The organism is Streptomyces sp. B6B3, assembly GCF_039871525.1.
Taxonomy (GTDB): domain Bacteria; phylum Actinomycetota; class Actinomycetes; order Streptomycetales; family Streptomycetaceae; genus Streptomyces.
Window position 1 is genome coordinate 354,895 of the sequence record NZ_JBDPLU010000005.1, and the last position, 15,238, is coordinate 370,132.

16 protein-coding genes, 1 pseudogene and 1 riboswitch are annotated in these 15,238 nt (G+C 70.4%); of the genes and pseudogenes, 8 read left to right on the forward strand and 9 right to left on the reverse strand.

Going from position 1 to position 15,238, the window contains the following annotated elements:
• Positions 1-58: 58 nt before the first annotated feature.
• Positions 59-676: pseudogene (locus ABGB06_RS14080) on the forward strand (pyridoxamine 5'-phosphate oxidase family protein); the annotation flags it as partial.
• A 636-nt stretch (positions 677-1,312) separates the two neighbouring features.
• Here ABGB06_RS14080 and ABGB06_RS14085 read toward each other — a convergent pair.
• The 5 genes from ABGB06_RS14085 to ABGB06_RS14105 all read right to left on the reverse strand — a co-directional run bounded on the left by ABGB06_RS14085 (position 1,313) and on the right by ABGB06_RS14105 (position 5,242).
• The gene (locus ABGB06_RS14085; RefSeq protein ID WP_347588931.1) at positions 1,313-1,834 is read right to left on the reverse strand and encodes an NUDIX hydrolase; all 522 of its coding nucleotides are present in this window, start codon (positions 1,832-1,834) and stop codon (positions 1,313-1,315) included.
• Between the two features lie 78 nt (positions 1,835-1,912).
• Entirely contained in the window at positions 1,913-3,073 is a 1,161-nt protein-coding gene (locus ABGB06_RS14090; protein ID WP_347588933.1) for a cystathionine gamma-lyase, read from the reverse strand.
• 99 nt (positions 3,074-3,172) lie between these two features.
• Positions 3,173-4,165 carry a fructosamine kinase family protein gene (locus ABGB06_RS14095; protein ID WP_347588935.1) on the reverse strand — a complete coding sequence of 331 codons (993 nt, stop codon included), beginning with the start codon at positions 4,163-4,165 and terminating at the stop codon, positions 3,173-3,175.
• The gene (locus ABGB06_RS14100) at positions 4,162-4,776 is read right to left on the reverse strand and encodes a low molecular weight protein-tyrosine-phosphatase (protein ID WP_347588937.1); all 615 of its coding nucleotides are present in this window, start codon (positions 4,774-4,776) and stop codon (positions 4,162-4,164) included. Before ABGB06_RS14100 ends, ABGB06_RS14095 begins: the two co-directional genes overlap by 4 nt.
• 94 nt (positions 4,777-4,870) lie before the next feature.
• Entirely contained in the window at positions 4,871-5,242 is a 372-nt protein-coding gene (locus ABGB06_RS14105; RefSeq protein ID WP_347588939.1) for a phage holin family protein, read from the reverse strand.
• Between the two features lie 51 nt (positions 5,243-5,293).
• Between ABGB06_RS14105 and ABGB06_RS14110 the strand changes: the two genes are divergently transcribed.
• Both ABGB06_RS14110 and ABGB06_RS14115 read left to right on the forward strand, forming a co-directional pair.
• On the forward strand, positions 5,294-5,611 hold the full coding sequence (locus ABGB06_RS14110; RefSeq protein ID WP_347588941.1) for a cupin domain-containing protein: 318 nt from the start codon (positions 5,294-5,296) through the stop codon (positions 5,609-5,611).
• Positions 5,612-5,747: 136 nt separating this feature from the next.
• Positions 5,748-5,957 (forward strand): DUF5326 family protein, encoded by a 210-nt coding sequence (locus tag ABGB06_RS14115; RefSeq protein WP_347588943.1) that lies wholly within the window; start codon positions 5,748-5,750, stop codon positions 5,955-5,957.
• Here the strand turns inward: ABGB06_RS14115 and ABGB06_RS14120 are convergent.
• Positions 5,905-7,326 carry a YibE/F family protein gene (locus ABGB06_RS14120; protein ID WP_347588945.1) on the reverse strand — a complete coding sequence of 474 codons (1,422 nt, stop codon included), beginning with the start codon at positions 7,324-7,326 and terminating at the stop codon, positions 5,905-5,907. The genes ABGB06_RS14115 and ABGB06_RS14120 overlap by 53 nt on opposite strands.
• A riboswitch (TPP riboswitch) is annotated at positions 7,327-7,438 on the forward strand.
• Here ABGB06_RS14120 and thiC point away from each other — a divergent pair.
• Positions 7,431-9,137 carry a phosphomethylpyrimidine synthase ThiC gene (gene thiC, locus ABGB06_RS14125; RefSeq protein WP_347588947.1) on the forward strand — a complete coding sequence of 569 codons (1,707 nt, stop codon included), beginning with the start codon at positions 7,431-7,433 and terminating at the stop codon, positions 9,135-9,137. Its footprint overlaps the riboswitch before it by 8 nt.
• A 206-nt stretch (positions 9,138-9,343) precedes the next feature.
• On the forward strand, positions 9,344-10,183 hold the full coding sequence (locus ABGB06_RS14130; protein WP_347588949.1) for a hypothetical protein: 840 nt from the start codon (positions 9,344-9,346) through the stop codon (positions 10,181-10,183).
• Between the two features lie 38 nt (positions 10,184-10,221).
• Here the strand turns inward: ABGB06_RS14130 and ABGB06_RS14135 are convergent, their stop codons facing one another.
• The gene (locus ABGB06_RS14135; protein ID WP_347588951.1) at positions 10,222-10,692 is read right to left on the reverse strand and encodes an NUDIX domain-containing protein; all 471 of its coding nucleotides are present in this window, start codon (positions 10,690-10,692) and stop codon (positions 10,222-10,224) included.
• Between the two features lie 3 nt (positions 10,693-10,695).
• Positions 10,696-11,415, reverse strand: coding sequence for an XRE family transcriptional regulator (locus ABGB06_RS14140; protein WP_347588953.1), 720 nt, complete (start codon positions 11,413-11,415; stop codon positions 10,696-10,698).
• 512 nt (positions 11,416-11,927) lie between these two features.
• Between ABGB06_RS14140 and ABGB06_RS14145 the strand changes: the two genes are divergently transcribed.
• The 3 genes from ABGB06_RS14145 (at position 11,928) to ABGB06_RS14155 (ending at position 14,473) form a co-directional block, all read left to right on the forward strand.
• Positions 11,928-12,116, forward strand: a complete 189-nt coding sequence (locus ABGB06_RS14145; RefSeq protein WP_347588954.1) for a hypothetical protein — start codon at positions 11,928-11,930, stop codon at positions 12,114-12,116.
• Between the two features lie 26 nt (positions 12,117-12,142).
• Positions 12,143-12,409 (forward strand): hypothetical protein, encoded by a 267-nt coding sequence (locus ABGB06_RS14150; RefSeq protein ID WP_347588956.1) that lies wholly within the window; start codon positions 12,143-12,145, stop codon positions 12,407-12,409.
• Between the two features lie 891 nt (positions 12,410-13,300).
• Positions 13,301-14,473, forward strand: a complete 1,173-nt coding sequence (locus tag ABGB06_RS14155) for a pentapeptide repeat-containing protein (protein ID WP_347588958.1) — start codon at positions 13,301-13,303, stop codon at positions 14,471-14,473.
• On the opposite strand, the gene ABGB06_RS14160 is transcribed toward ABGB06_RS14155, so the two are convergent.
• Positions 14,453-15,229, reverse strand: a complete 777-nt coding sequence (locus tag ABGB06_RS14160; RefSeq protein ID WP_347588960.1) for a GntR family transcriptional regulator — start codon at positions 15,227-15,229, stop codon at positions 14,453-14,455. The two genes, ABGB06_RS14155 and ABGB06_RS14160, sit on opposite strands and share 21 nt — an antisense overlap.
• Positions 15,230-15,238 lie beyond the last annotated feature (9 nt).

Consider the following 15,238-nt stretch of genomic DNA (forward strand, 5'->3'; position numbering starts at 1 on the left):
CGCGGAGCACGTTTTTTCGGAAAGTGACGGTTGGTAACGCATGGCTGGCATCGACGGGATGGCGGGAATCGAGGCGCGCGGCGACCGGCCGGGCAGCGACGGGGAGCACGCACTCCAGGCGCGGCTCGGCTCCGAGGCGCGCGCCGACCGCTTCTACGAGGAGCAGGTCCTCGACCATCTCAACGACCGGATGCGGGACTTCGTCGCCCACCAGGAGTGGTTCTTCCTGGCCACGGCGGACCGGCACGGCGAATGCGACAACAGTTTCCGCGCCGGCCCGGCCGGCTTCCTGCGGGTGCTCGACCCCCGCACCGTGGTCTTCCCCGAGTACCGGGGGAACGGCGTGCACGCCTCGTTGGGCAACATCTCGGAGAACCCGCACGCCGGCCTGCTGCTCATCGACTTCGAGCGCTCCCGGATCGGCCTGCACATCAACGGCCGGGCGCGCGTCGTGCCCGACGCGGAGCTGCGGGCCAGCCTTCCCGACCTGCCCGTCGACCCGGTGCCCGGGCGGCGCGCGGAGCTGTGGGTGCGGTTGGAGGTGCAGGAGGCGTACGTGCACTGCGCGAAGCACATACCGACGCTGGTCAGGGCGGGCACCAGGCCCGCGGGCGACTGGGGCACCGACGACACCCGACGCAAGGGCGGCGACTTCTTCGGCGCGGCCAGCGACGCCCACGCCCGGCGCGCGGCCGGCGCCACCGGGCCCGCCGGCCCTGGTGAGACGGCCCCGCCGCCGCGGCGCGCACCCATCCCGGCCGGCCTCCGGCGCGACGCCCCGAGCCGGCCCGCGCCGGGTCCCGGCCCCGGCGGACCCGGGAGTGCCCCCGCCCCCGGCCCTGCTCCTGCCCCCGTTCCCGCTTCTGCCCCCGACCCGGGCCGGGCGCCGGTTCCGGTCGGCCTGCGGGCGTCCCACGACGCCGACGCGCCGGCCCCGCATCCCGCGCCGCCCGCCGGCGTCCCCGGCCCGCCGGCAGCGCCCCCGGGGCCGCCGGAGACGCTCGACGTGCCGCTGCCGCCCTCGGGCGGCGCCCCCGACGTGGTCGCGCCGCCGCTGGCCGGCCACCGCCCGCCGGCGCACGCGCCGGAACCCCAGGGCCCCGCTGTCCCCCATGTGGTCGGGAGCTCGGGGCGAACCCCCGCGGGGGGCACCCACCTGCCGCCGGCGGATGTCGCGGCGTGGCGGGCGGAGGCGCGCCGGGCGCTGGAGGAGGCGGAACGCCGTAGGCCACCGGGCGACGGCGCCGGCGGCTGGTTCTACCGCGGCTAGGACGGGTCCGGCAGTCCGACGTCCGGCTGTTCGGCGTCCCGGCTAGGTGAAGTCGGGCGCCAGCAGCGCGCGGATCCCCTGCACGTTGCGGGCCAGATAGCTGCTGAGCGACTCGGGCACCACCGTCACCGACGCGAGCCCTTCGGGCGTGAACGGCAGTCGGACGATCTCGTACGTGCCACGCGGCTCCTCCACCTCGGGCCCGTGCCGCAGCGCCGGGTCCATGGACGCCAGCCGGCAGACGAAGAAGTGCTGCACCTTGAGCCCGGGCGGCGTGGTCTCGCCGGGCTCGGGCACATGCGGCACGGTGTCGACGAAGGCCGGCACCACGTCCACGATCCTGGCGCCCAACTCCTCGTACACCTCGCGGTGCAGCGCGGCCAGCACCGTCTCGTCGGCCGGTTCCACGCCGCCGCCCGGGGTGATCCAGTACGGGGGCTGCCCCGGCTTGGTGCGCTTGATGACGATCATCTCCGGCACGGCGCCGGAGGAGGGGGCGGTGTCCAACAGGATCGCCCGGGCGGTGCGCTTGACCACGTTGACCACGGATTGAGCTGGGGTCATGGAAGTCATGTGGCCCGTGAGCCGCCGGATGAAACCATGAGACCCGTCACGCGTCACGCGGCGCCGCCGGGTCGTGGCTCAACGCGCCGCGCCGGCCCCGGAGCCGAGCGCCGTGTCGAGCGCGCGCCGCAGGTCGGCGACCAGGTCGGCCGGATCCTCCACGCCGACCGACAGCCGCACGAAGCCCTCGGGGACCGGGTCGCCGCCCCAACGGCCGCGCCGCTCCGCGGTGGAACGCACCCCGCCGAAGCTGGTGGCGTCGTCCACCAGCCGCAGCGCGGCCAGGAAACGCTCCGCCACCGCCCGGTCCGGCAGCTCGAAGGAGACGACGCAGCCGAACCGCCGCATCTGCCCGGCCGCCACCGCGTGCGCCGGATCCTCCGGCAGGCCCGGATGCCGCAGCCCGCGCACCTCGGGGCGTTCGCGCAGCGCCCGCGCCACGGCGAGGGCGTTCTCCGCCTGCCGGTCCACCCGCAGATGCAGCGTCGCCAGGCCGCGGTGCGCCAGCCACGCCTCCATCGGGCCGAGGATCGCGCCGACCTCCGTGCGCCAGGCGCGCAACTCGGCGGCCAGCTCGGGGCGGCGGGTCACCGCGTAGCCGAGCAGCACGTCACCGTGGCCGGCCAGCGCCTTGGTGCCGCTGGCCACCGAGAGATCGGCGCCGAGCTCCAACGGACGCTGCCCGAGCGGGGTGGCCAGCGTGTTGTCCACCGCCACCAGCGCGCCCCGGTCGTGCGCCGCGCGCGTCAGCCGGCGGATGTCGCAGACGTCGAGGCCCGGGTTCGACGGCGTCTCCAGCCACAGCAGCCGGGCGCCGTCCAGGTGCCGGCCCTGGGCGTCGTCCGCGGTGGGCGCGGTGCGCACCGCCACGCCGAACGTCTCCAGGCGGCGGCGCACCCGCGGCAGCGCCTGGTACCCGTCCGCCGGCAGCACCGCCAGCTGCCCCGGGCGGAGCAGCGCCAGCAGCACCGCGTTGGTGGCGGCCAGACCGGACGGGAAGACGACGGCCTCGGCGGGATCGCCGGGCGACTCCAGCTCGGCGATCGCCCGCTCCAGCGCGGTCCAGGCCGGGTTGCCCATGCGGCCGTAGGAGTACGGCGCGTCGGCGACCTCGCCCGGCAGGTGGTAGTGCGCCGCGAAGACAGGGCCCGGCAGCGACGGCTGGTACGGCTCGGCTTCGGGCAGCCCGGCACGCGCCGCCCGCGTCCCCTCGCCCCACCCCGCTCCGTTCGTCGTCACCCGGCCGAGACTAACCCAGCGCCGGGGCGGCGCCGGGCGGTGGCCCCTCCCAGGCCCCCAAGCCCTTGGGGGCCTGGGGGGTGCCCCCATCGCGGGTCCCTAGCCCTGCGCCAGAGCGGCGCGGGCTACGGACCCGCTCTCGGGGCCGTAGGCGCCGCCGAAGAGGGCGGCGTGGATCAGCACGTGGTGCAGCTGGTGGAGCGGCGCCCGTCGGGTGCGCCCCGGCAGCGGGCGTACCTCCTCGTAGGCGCCGATCAGCCGGTCGAAGTGCGGGCAGCCCGACATCTCGAGGAAGGCGAGGTCGGCCTCGGGGTGGCCGCCCTGCGCGGCGGGGTCGATCAGGTGCGGGTGCTCGGACCACAGGATGTTCCCCACCCACAGGTCGCCGTGGATGTACGTGGGTGGCTGCGGCGGCCCGGCGACCTCGTCGATCCGCTCGCACAGCCGCTCCACGTCGGCCCTGTCCGCCGCGCCGATGCCGTCGTTGTCGACGGCCAGCCGCAACAGCGGCAGCAGCCGGTACTCGGCGTGGAACGCCGGCCAGTCCGCCGGTTCCGAGGGCATCCGGGTGCCGGCCGCGGCGTCCCCCGGCCCTTCGGGGTCCGGCGGGGAGCCGGGGGTGACCAGCGGCACCGGGCCGAGGTAGAGCGGTCCTGCCGTGCCGTAGTGGGGCGCCCGGGTGTTGTGCAGGGCCGCGAGGTCGCGGCCGAGCCGTTCCGCCGCGTCGGGCGTCGGCGGGCCCGACGGCACCCACTCCAGGACCAGCAGTTCGGCGTCGGCGGCCAGCACCCGGGGGATGGCCACGGTGCCGGTGGCGCGCAGCAGCTCCAGACCCGCGGCCTCGGCGGGGAAGAAGTCGGGCGGGGCGCTGGCGAGGGTCTTGGCGAAGACGTCCCGGAACGGGCCGCCGTCCTGGTCGGTCGCCGCGCCCAGGGTGAGCCGGTAGGACTCGCAGATCTCGCCGCCCGCCACGCGCCGGACCTCGTGCGGGACGAGCCCGCCGAGGAGCTCGGTGATCTTCCCCCAGGCGCCGAGGTCCTCCGGACCCGCGGGCCCGGAGGGGGGTGCCTGGCGGGGCTCGCTCTCGTTCATCGGCCCTCCGTCGGGTCGTTCACGCCGCCGTTCGCGGCGCGGTCGTTCTGGTCGAGGTCGCGTTCGATCTCGGCCAGCAGCCCCGGCATGGCGTCCTCGATCAGCTTCAGGCAGACCGCGAAGCCCGCGTCCCCGCCGTAGTACGGGTCGGGCACGTCCAGGTCGTCCGGGTCGGACACCGCGGGGTCGAAGTCGCGCAGCAGCCGCACCCGCGCCGCGTGCGCCGGGCTCGGGGCGAGCCGCCGCAGGCTGCGCTCGTGGCCCCGGTCCAGGGCTATCACCAGGTTGTATCGGTCGAACCAGCCCCGCCTGAACTGCCGCGCCTCGTGCTCCCCCGCGTCCCCGGGGCGGTGGTAGCCCGCCGAGGCCAGGGCCGCCGTGGCGCGCGGGTCGGCCTCCTCTCCCACGTGCCAGCTGCCGGTGCCCGCGCTGTCCACGACCACCGCGGCGCCGAGGCCGTGCGCGGCCAGCTCGGCGCGGCAGACGGCCTCGGCCATGGGGGACCGGCAGATGTTGCCGGTGCAGACGAAGCAGACGCGGTAAGGGCTCCCGTTCCCGTCGGGAGCGGGGTCGTGGGCGGTGGTCGGAGAGGTGTCGGGATCGCGGTCCATGCTCGCCATGATTCCCTCAAGGCCCGGGCGACCGGGGAGGTACCCCCACTCACGGCCCAAACGGGCCGCGGGTGCCCCAGGCGGCCTGGACGGGTCAGTCCCGGTCCAGGACCATGGTCACCGCCCAGGACACGATCGAGATGATCAGGCCGCCGAGCAGCGCCGGGAGGAAGCCGCCCACCTCGAAGGAGTCGCCGGCGATCGCGCCCGTGAGCATCAGCATGAGGGCGTTGATCACCAGGGTGAACAGGCCGAGCGTCAGTATCAGCAGGGGCAGCGCGAAGAATTTCACGATCGGCTTGACGATGAGGTTGACCAGGCCGAAGATCAGCGCGACGACGAGCAGGGTGATCACCTTGCTGCTGTCGCTGGCGTCGTCCTCGCCGAGGGTGATGTCTCCCACCAGCCAGACCGCGGCCGCCAGCGCCACGGCGTTGGCGATGAACTTGAACAGGATGCTCGTCATGCAGCAGATCGTTCCAGATGGGAGCGGTGTGGGGGCAAGGGGTGTGAACCGATGAGGGAGTTCCGGCTGGAGCAGCTGGAGGCCGAGCGGATCGCGAACGACGGTGCCTACCTTCGTTTCATTCGCGAGCGCAACATGTCCGTCGGTCTCTACGCCCTGGACGCGGGGCAGCCCGACCCGCAGCGGCCACAGCGCCAGGACGTGGTCTTCTTCGTGGTCAGCGGCCGCGGATCGCTGACCGTGGGGGAGGAGACGACGATGGTCGCCCGCGGCAGCGTGGTGTTCGTTCCGGCCGGGGTGCCGCGCAAGTTCCACCACATCACCGAGGACCTGCGGGTGATGGTGATCTTCTCGCCGCCGGAGGGCTGAGGCCGGCCGGTCGCCGCCGTCAGGGTTCATCTCAGGGAACGGTCAGGGGAGGACGGGGGGCGCTGGGACTCCCGCCGACGGCTCCGCCCGCATAGCATCGAGGTATCGGGTCGTATTCGCTAGGAGGAGCCGGGCAATGAAGGGCGCGTTCATGGCGTTGCCATGGTGGGTTCGGTGGATCGCCATCCCCGCCATCGCGCTGGCCGTCTTCGGCACCATGCTCATCAGCCTGATCACGATGCTGGTCGGCTTCGTGTTCAAGATCCTGCTGTTCGCCGCCCTGGTGGCGATCCTCATCTTCGTGGTGCGGAAGTTCGTCTCCTCCTCTTCCGGTGGCGGCTGGTAGCGCGTGACCCCTCGGCGGCACCCGGCGCCCTGCTCGGGGCCGGAACGGCCGCGTCCGGCCGGCGGTCGGCGCTGACCACCAGCGCCGCCAGCAGCGTCGTCACCGGCACCGAGGCCACCAGCCCGATCGAGCCGACCAGCGTCCGGACGATCTCCTCGGCCACCACCTCGCTGAACGCCACGGTGTCCACGCCGCTGCGGGCGATGGTGAAGAGCAGCAGCAGCGGCAGCGCGGCGCCCGCGTAGGCCAGCACCAGGGTGTTGACCACCGAGGCGATGTGGTCCCGGCCGATGCGCATCGCCGATCGGTACAGTTTCGGCCAACCTGCCCCCGGCTCCGCCTGCTTCAGCTCCCACACCGCCGACGTCTGGGTCACCGTCACGTCGTCCAGCACGCCGAGCGAGCCGATCAGGATGCCGGCGAGCAGCAGCCCGCGGATCTCGATGCCCGGGTACAGGCTGTGCACCAGGCTGGTCTGGTCGTCGGTGTTCCCGGTGAGGCTGGCCCACCCGATGAACGCCGACCCCAGCAGCCCGATGAGCAGCAGCGAGATCAACGTGCCGAGCACCGCGACCGCGGTGCGGGCGGTCACCCCGTGGGTCAGGAACAGCGTCACCAGCATGATCACGCTGCCGCCGATGACCGCGACCAGCAGCGGGTTGGAGCCGTTGAGGATGGCCGGCAGGATGAACGCGGTCAGCACCGCGAAGCTCACCACCAGGCCGACCAGCGCCAGCAGCCCGCGGAGCCGCCCGACCGCCACCACGACCAGCGCGAACACCCCGGCGAGCAGCAGCATCGGCGGCTCCCGGCCCACGTCCCTGATGCTGTACTGCAACTCCTCGGGCGCATCGGGGGCGAAGGCGACGACCACCTTCTGGCCCACGCTGTAGCGCTGCGGCGCGTCCGGCGGGACCACCTCGTCGAAGGTGCGTCCGGCGTGCGGCCCCGTGGTGACCTCGACCGTGGCCGTCTCGCAGGTTCCGGTGACGCCGCGCGGCACCTGCACCCCGATGTCCGCGCAGTTCACCTCCTCGACCTCGGTGATCCGCGCGTCCTCGGTCTGCTGGTCGAAGCCGAGCCCGGTGCGCTGCCCCTCGCCCTCCGGCGCGCCGCCCGGCCACAGCAGCACCACGCCGGCGGCGACCAGGGCGGCGAACGGGATCAGCACCGCCGCGATGACCCGCCGCAGCCGCAGCGACACGGGCGCGGCGGGACCGCCGTGATGGTGATGCGCGTGCGCGTGCCCGGGTTCGGGTCCCTGCCCGGATCCGGGGGCGTCGTCGAATGAGGTCACGGTCAGATCATCGCCTAAGCGACCCGGCCCCCTGTTCAGCTCGGCCGGTGTGCCGTTAGCGTGGAGTCGCATATGTGCCAATCGCGGGAGCTCCGGGCACGGGGCTGAGAGGGCGCTGAGGCCGCGCCGACCGCCGAACCTGTTACCGGGTAATGCCGGCGTAGGGAGTAGGTCCGATGACCAAGCAAAACGCACGCACGCCTGCCCGCACCGCGGCCGACCGGCCCGTCGGCGCGCACAAGGGATACCTCACCGGGGCGCGCCCCGACCTCCGGGTTCCCGTGCGGCACGTGCGGCTGACGGACGGCCGGGACGTGTCCCTGTACGACACCTCGGGGCCGTACACCGACCCGGACGTCCAGACCGACGTCCGCCGCGGCCTGCCGCCGCTGCGCGCGGGCTGGATCGCCGAACGCGGCGACACCGCGGAGCACGGCCCGAACGGCGGGGCCCGACGCGGCAGCGGCGCCGCCGTCACCCAACTGGCGTACGCGCGCCGCGGCGAGATCACCCCCGAGATGGAGTTCGTCGCGCTCCGCGAGAACCGCCCCGCCGACCTCGTCCGCGAGGAGCTCGCCGCCGGCCGCGCCGTACTGCCGGCCAACATCAACCATCCGGAGACCGAGCCGATGATCATCGGCCGGAACTTCCTGGTGAAGGTCAACGCCAACATCGGCAACTCCGCCGTCACCTCCTCCATCGAGGAGGAGGTCGACAAGATGGTCTGGGCGACCCGTTGGGGCGCCGACACGGTCATGGACCTGTCCACCGGCCGGGACATCCACACCACCCGCGAGTGGGTGCTGCGCAACTCACCCGTCCCCGTCGGCACCGTGCCCATCTACCAGGCGCTGGAGAAGGTCGGCGGCCGGGCCGAGGAGCTGAGCTGGGAGATCTACCGGGACACCGTGATCGAACAGGCCGAACAGGGCGTGGACTACATGACCGTGCACGCCGGCGTGCTGCTGCGCTACGTCCCGCTGACCGCGCGCCGCAAGACCGGCATCGTGTCCCGCGGCGGCTCGATCATGGCGGCCTGGTGCCTCGCCCACCACCAGGAGAGCTTCCTCTACACGCACTTCGAGGAGCTCTGCGAGATCCTCGCCGCCTACGACGTCACGTTCTCCCTCGGCGACGGGCTGCGCCCCGGTTCGATCGCCGACGCCAACGACGAGGCGCAGTTCGCGGAGCTGCGCACGCTCGGCGAGCTGACGACCATCGCCAGGGCACACGACGTGCAGACCATGATCGAGGGGCCGGGCCACGTGCCCATGCACAAGATCAAGGAGAACGTGGACCTCCAGCGCGAACTCTGCGACGACGCCCCGTTCTACACCCTCGGCCCGCTGACCACCGACATCGCTCCCGCCTACGACCACATCACCTCCGGCATCGGCGCGGCGATGATCGCCTGGTGGGGCACGGCGATGCTCTGCTACGTCACCCCGAAGGAGCACCTCGGCCTGCCCGACAGGGACGACGTGAAGACCGGCGTCATCACCTACAAGATCGCCGCCCACGCCGCGGACCTCGCCAAGGGCCACCCGGGCGCCCAGGACTGGGACGACGCCCTGTCCGACGCCCGTTTCGACTTCCGCTGGGAGGACCAGTTCAACCTGTCCCTCGACCCGGACACGGCCCGCGCCTTCCACGACGAGACCCTCCCCGCCGAACCCGCCAAGACCGCCCACTTCTGCTCCATGTGCGGCCCCCGCTTCTGCTCGATGAAGATTAGTAGAAGCATAATGAACGACTACGGCGACGAACTGGGCCTGACCAGCGCTGCCTCGGCCGAAGCCGCCGAGGCAGCCGCCGGGATGGCCCAGAAGTCCCAGGAGTTCGCCGAGGGCGGCAACCGCCTCTACCTGCCGCTCGCGGACTGACGGAAGTGTCCCGGTCCGAGGCGGGCCTCGGACCGGGACACTGCCTTCTCGACAGTGGAAGGGCTCGCGGCGGGCAAGAGTTCGACTCCACAGGCTGGCCCTGCAAGTGGGATTCGGTCTGTAGGTGGATCTTGGTATTGACGAGGGATGCAGCCTCTTCCCGCAGTAACCTGACTAGTATCAGATCGAGGGCTTGGGGAGGCGGCATGGAGTCAACTGATAGGCCGGATGGGAATACGGCTGCTGGAGCGCCTTTCGAGGCGCGCAACGACTTCAGCGGCTCAACTCACGGTCCCGTGTTTCAAGCCGGCCAATTCAATGGGCCCATCACCCTAAATCTCTACCATGGGAATTCCTCGGCTCCCTCATTGAACAGTGGTGCAGATCTTGGTGAGGGCGGGGAGAATAAGCCTGTCCCGAAAGTTCCCAGAACTCAGGATCAGTTAGATCGCCTTCTCGTTGAGAAGCCAATCGTGTGGGAATATTTGGCGTGGGCAGGTTTCCTCAAAATTGGCATGGATAAGCTGAATCCGGTGTGGCTTGACCACGCCGTGGGAAACCCTGGCGCAGGGCAGTATCTTGCCAACGCTCAGGAGGTTGTCGCGTATGCGGATAGCGTAATTGGGAGCGCATCGGAGATTGGCGAAAGAATCAACTACTGGCTTTCGGAGGATATGCAACGAAGTGCCTTCGGTCCTCCAGGTGAGCCGGGTGACCCCGTCGTGATTGAGCACGTCGCTAAGCGCCTGCTTGACATTTATCAGGGCTTCATGCGGTGCGCTGTTGATCTCCGCTCTGCTCGGGCGCCGTCGCATCTGTTGAAGTTTCTTCAGCTGACGGCTGTGCTGATGAACAATCCAGTGCGCGAGTTTCGCGAATTTGTAGAAACTCTGGTGAGCAACTTCGACAGATTTTCGCAGGTGGATATGTATGATCCCGATCTGCGTATCGATCTAACCTTGCACTTCAAGCTCACGATTGATGACGATGCCATGGCGGCTTTTGATGCGGAGGTAGAAAGGATCGAAAGGGCCGGGTTTCGATAGGTGGAACGGGATTCTGATTCTTGATTGTTGTCACGCGCCTAGCCGAGGTGAGGGCTGTTGCGGTGCTCTAGGTAGTGCTGGAGCCGCAGCCGTTGGGTGTGGTGCATAGGCAGGGTGGCTAGGTCGGCGGGTGGGATGAAGCGGAGTTCGGTGGACTCGTCGGAGATGGTCAGCTCTCCGCCAGTGATGCGGGCGTTGAAGCAGATGTTGAACTGGCGGCGGACTTCGCCGTCGGTGTAGGCGATGACGTGGCGCGGGTCGGTGTAGGTGCCGACGAGGCCGGTGATCTCGATGTCCAGGCCGGTTTCTTCCTTGACCTCGCGCACCGCCGTACCGGGGAGAGAGTCAGTCATTTCCATGCCGCCGCCGGGCAGGGCCCACAGGTCGTTGTCGCGGCGGCGTTGGAGGAGGATGTTGCCGGCATCGTCGGTGACGACGGCTGAGGCGGCGACGACGAGGCTGTTGGGCTTGGGGGCGTCGGGGTCGTCGTAGTACTCGGTGCGTGCCATGGTTCAGGCTTCCTCGGTGACAGGTTTGGCGGTGGCCCAGACGGCGTTGAAGCTCTCGGCGTAGGTGTCGAACATGCCGCCGCGGGCGTCGCGGCGTAGGTGCCAGACGGGTGCGCCGTAGGCGTTGACGCCCCAGACGTGGGCGTTGACCAACATCTCCTCGTCGGCGCGGTAGAGGGAGTTGTAGAGCGTGGTGCCGTGGGTCCTGATTTCGATGCCGGGCACGCCGATGAGCGGGCGGTAGTGCATGAGGGCCAGGCGGCAGCGCGATTCGATGCCGTGGCCGAACTTCTCCTCTTGGCCGCGATGCTGAACGTTGGGGCTGTCGGCGTCGCCGATGGCAATCCGGATGGCACAGCCCTCGGCTGCTCGTTCCTTGAGTAGCTCGTTGAGTCTGGGATTGGCCTCGTGCAAGAAGACGGCCGCGTAGACCAGCACGTCAATCTGCTCAGTGGCGCGGGTGATGAGGTCGACGAACGCGGTTGCGGGGACGTTGGCGCGTTGTTCGTGGAGCGCGACGAGTTCGGGGCTGACCGCGCGGGCGGGGCGGGCTTGGCGTAGGGCAGGCCAGAGTGCGTGCACGTCTTCTCCTAGGGTCTCGGCTGCCCGCATGGCCGTGGAACGGCGTGGTGTGCGGCCGAGGTTCACCCAGCGTTCGACGGACTTGGGGTCCACGTCGACCTTCGCCGCGAGGGTGGCATGGGTCCAGCCTCCGGCTGCCATGACAGCTCGTAGCCTCTCGTTCGGCTCCACAGTCTCTCTCCGCATGGTGGGACGGCACTAGGGACGTTTTACCCGACGCGGGACGTCCCAAAGTGGGGTTGGGACGTGGTTCCTACGTCCCAGTGAGCGACGCGATGATCACGCGACGTAGACCCCCGCGACCGTGGGCTCGGTCCGGGGGCGTGGCCAACGCTACGAAGGAGCGTCGACGTGTCGCACTGTATCGCCTGGATTCTTCTGCCGTTGCTGCGACGGCTCTTGCCAGCCCCCGGCCGCCATCGGGCGGACTCCGTCCTTGCCGAAGTGCGCCGGGAGGACGAGCCGACGATTGTGTTGCCTCGCCAGCCGGGGCGCGGCGCCGATGAACTGGTCCGCCCGTACGTGCTGTCCGCCGCGGAACGGCGTTCGCGTCGCGAGCGGACCGAGCAACGTGAGCGGCGGCGGGCACTGTGGTTGGCGTCGTACGGGATTGACGTGAGGCCGAGCCGCATCCATGGAGTGGAGGTGGCCCCGTGAGTGGCACGTCGACACCCAAGGTCGGTTCTCTGGCACGGGATACGGAGCTGGGCCGGCTCGGCAAGGTCATGGACTACCAGTCGGGCCGGGTGTGGCTTCGCCCCGTCGAGGGCGGGCGGGAATGGGACGTTCAGCCGGACCGCGTGGAGCTCGTGGCGGAGCGACTGGGGCGGCGGTCCTGGTGAGTCCTCGGTCGGTCATCAAACACCACGTGCCTTGGACGCTGGGCGAGGAGACAGCGCCGAACGCCACCAAGGCGATTTTCCGCATTGAGTGCCTGACCTGCGACGCCTCGTCCGAGCTGGTGGACAACGAGTCCGCGCCGGTTGAGCTGTGGGCCTTGGAGCACACCGGCCGGAACGTCTCGCATCGCCAGTTCAAGCTCTACACGGAGTGGTTCATGCGCGTCGACCCGGCGCCCGGCAACCCCCTCTACGACCGAGAGAAGGAGACGGGCCCACCCCGTCAGGCTCCCTGACCGACAACCCCATACGTGACCGGACCACCCTCTCCGCCTGGCAGCTTCGCGGGTGGTCCGGCAGGGATTCCGCAGAACCCCGGTGCCGATGGTATCGGGGCTGCGGTCGTTGTGATCAAGCCGCAGGACCCCAAGTCAGATGGACAGAAGGGTGTTCAGCGATGCACGGCCCGGACGACGAGACAGGATCACTCAACGCGGAGTTCGACCCTGACACCGTGCTGTGGGTACGGGAGTCGACTACGTGGATGGATGGCGAGACGCGAAGGATGCCGCCGAGGCACTGGCTTCCGGGCTGCGGCTGGCCGGTGTAGACGCGGAGGGCATACAGCTGCGGGCCGACGCGGCGCCGGACGGCTCGGGCGTGGTTCGGCTGACTTGCTCGGCCTCGACCGCACGCGATATCGCGTTGCTGGCGCGGGTAACAGGCGCTCGGCTGCGGCGGGCTGGGTGAGGCGCCATGGGTGCCGCGCCTGCGGTCGCGGGTGGCCGGAGAGTGTTGGGCCGGTGTCCTGCCCGGGTTGGGGTCGAGCATGGTCAGGGGGCCATACGCTGGCCGGCGACTCGGGCAGGCTGGTCCTGCCCACGTTGGTGCCCGAGTGGCCCCCTGTCCTTGCTCGACGCGGGCCCCGGCCCGGTCAGGTGGCTCAGGACTCGCAGGCCGCCCGCCCCAAACACTCCCGTGCCGCCTCGACGCGCGGGCGGCGGCGCCCGGCCGGGACCGGCCGCCAGGCCGCACGCCCGGCCAGGGACGTCAGGGCCGCCCGGCGCGCAGCGAGGCGCGCCCTTGAGGAAGTGAAGACGGGTTTCGACAAAGAAGCCGCTTGAGGCGTGCGGGCTGGTCAGCCGCAGGGACGGTGGGGCTCAGCGCGGGCTGGTAAAACGGGGTTCATGAGGCGGATCGTGGGGTGGGGATTCACTGGCATCGGTGTCGTGGTCTTCTTCGCGCTGCTGTGGCAAGGCCCGTGGTGGTTCGACGGTGCCCATCTACGGGAGACGGACCTTGAACCGGCTGACGGTGTGGTGATCACCGGCTTCCGTACCACGCTCGTGGCGATCGGCGCGGGCATCGTCGCAGGGCTGGGCCTGTACTACACCGACCGGAACCTGAAACACACGCGTGAACTTTTCGAGCACACGCGGGAGAAGGACCGGCAGGAAGCTGAGCTGACTCGGGAGGGTCAGGTCACCGGCCGGTACGTCGAAGCGATCAAGCTCCTTGGCTCCGAGAACATGACGGAGCGCCTGGGCGGCATCTACGCCCTGGAGCGCATCATGCGCGATTCCGAGAGGGACCATCCCACCGTCGTGGAAGTCCTGGCCGCCTACATCCGTCATCATGCACCGGCGCCCCCACTGGAAGCCGATCCCGATGCTGAGGACACAGAACAATCCCCTGAGGAGCACGTGCAGGCGGCTCTTACCGTCTTGTGCAGGCGTCCCCGACGAGACGAATCCTTCCGTATCAACCTCGCCCACACCGATCTGCGTCGGGCGGACCTGCGCGACGCTCACCTCGAGGGTGTGATCCTTAGGCGCGCCCGCATGGAGGGAGCAGACCTGCGCGGTGCCCACCTGAAGGAGGCTGCCCTGGACTACGCCCACTTGGAGGGAGCAGATCTGCGCCACGCCCTCCTTAAGGAGGCGATCCTGGTCGCTGCCCGCTTCGAGGGAGCAGATCTGCGCCACGCCCTCCTGAAGGAGGCGATCCTGGTCGCTGCCCGCTTGGAGGGAGCGCACCTGTTTGACGCCCGCCTAGAGGGGGCGATCCTGCGCGGTGCCCACCTGAAGGAGGCGATCCTGATCGGTGCCCACCTGGAGGGAGCGGAGCTGCAACACGCCGGCCTGGAGGGAACAGACCTGCGCGACGCCCACTTGCAGGGGGCGATCCTGTCCCGCGTCGACCTCTCGGGGGCGGTGGGGCTGACGGTTGATCAGCTTGTCGTGGCTTGGGTGTGGCGCACCACCGTTCTTCCGTCCGAGTGCGCAGATGACCCGCGTATTCGGGCCCGGATCGCTGAGTATGAGGCTCAGTTCAACGGGTCAGGGCTGGGTGACGGGTAGGTGGTGCGGGGTGCGGGCTGTGATGCGGTAGGCGGTTCGGGCGTGGTCGCCGTTGACCCGTAGCTCTTCGAGGATCAGCGGGCGGTCGTCAGTGCCATGGGTGACGCGAGTGGTGTGCAGGACCGGGGTGGCGTCGGGGAGGTGCAGGGCTTCGCGTTCGTCGGGCAAGGGCATGCGGGCGCGGGTGGTTTCGGTCCAGGTGAGGGTGTGACCCGCCTTGGTGAGGATGGCGTAGCTGGCTGCGGGGTCGGTGTCGGGGTGGTCGGCGAGTTCGGTGTCTTCAGCGGTGGCGTAGGGGATGAGGGTGCGGTGGGCGAGGCGGGTGCCGGTGTCCGGGTGGTTGTAAAGGCGGTCGACGCCGAATAGCGGTTCCTCGGTGGGGAGGCCAAGGAGTCGGCCGGTCTCCGGAGTGGTGTGGGTGCGGTGGACGGTGGGGCCTTCGAGGAGTTGCCAGGTGTCGAGGCCGGTGTGGAAGGTGCCGTCTTCGTCCTGGGTGATGGTGCGGTCCAGGGTGGTGAGTTGGGTGGGGGCGGTGCGGACGAAGCTGCCTTTGCCGTGGATGACTTCGATGAGTCCTTCGGCGCGTAGGGCGGAGATGGCGTTGCGCACGGTGGGGCGGGAGACCTCGTAGCGGGCGATGAGCTGCGCTTCTGAGGGGAGTGGGCTGCCGGGTTCGTACTCGCCTGCGGCGATGGCTTCGCGGATGGCGGCGGCGACCTGGCGGTAGAGCGCTCCGGGGCGCTGGATCTCTGCCATGACTGGGTG

Excerpts from the sequence above, each read along its gene's own strand:
- ABGB06_RS14085 (WP_347588931.1), bottom strand. The coding sequence starts at position 1,834 with ATGACCCCAGCTCAATCCGTGGTCAACGTGGTCAAGCGCACCGCCCGG.
- ABGB06_RS14095 (WP_347588935.1), bottom strand. The coding sequence starts at position 4,165 with ATGAACGAGAGCGAGCCCCGCCAGGCACCCCCCTCCGGGCCCGCGGGT.
- ABGB06_RS14100 (WP_347588937.1), bottom strand. The coding sequence starts at position 4,776 with ATGGACCGCGATCCCGACACCTCTCCGACCACCGCCCACGACCCCGCT.
- ABGB06_RS14105 (WP_347588939.1), bottom strand. The coding sequence starts at position 5,242 with ATGACGAGCATCCTGTTCAAGTTCATCGCCAACGCCGTGGCGCTGGCG.
- ABGB06_RS14110 (WP_347588941.1), top strand. The coding sequence starts at position 5,294 with ATGAGGGAGTTCCGGCTGGAGCAGCTGGAGGCCGAGCGGATCGCGAAC.
- ABGB06_RS14115 (WP_347588943.1), top strand. The coding sequence starts at position 5,748 with ATGAAGGGCGCGTTCATGGCGTTGCCATGGTGGGTTCGGTGGATCGCC.
- ABGB06_RS14120 (WP_347588945.1), bottom strand. The coding sequence starts at position 7,326 with ATGCGACTCCACGCTAACGGCACACCGGCCGAGCTGAACAGGGGGCCG.
- thiC (WP_347588947.1), top strand. The coding sequence starts at position 7,431 with ATGACCAAGCAAAACGCACGCACGCCTGCCCGCACCGCGGCCGACCGG.
- ABGB06_RS14130 (WP_347588949.1), top strand. The coding sequence starts at position 9,344 with ATGGAGTCAACTGATAGGCCGGATGGGAATACGGCTGCTGGAGCGCCT.
- ABGB06_RS14135 (WP_347588951.1), bottom strand. The coding sequence starts at position 10,692 with ATGGCACGCACCGAGTACTACGACGACCCCGACGCCCCCAAGCCCAAC.
- ABGB06_RS14140 (WP_347588953.1), bottom strand. The coding sequence starts at position 11,415 with ATGGCAGCCGGAGGCTGGACCCATGCCACCCTCGCGGCGAAGGTCGAC.
- ABGB06_RS14155 (WP_347588958.1), top strand. The coding sequence starts at position 13,301 with ATGAGGCGGATCGTGGGGTGGGGATTCACTGGCATCGGTGTCGTGGTC.
- ABGB06_RS14160 (WP_347588960.1), bottom strand. The coding sequence starts at position 15,229 with ATGGCAGAGATCCAGCGCCCCGGAGCGCTCTACCGCCAGGTCGCCGCC.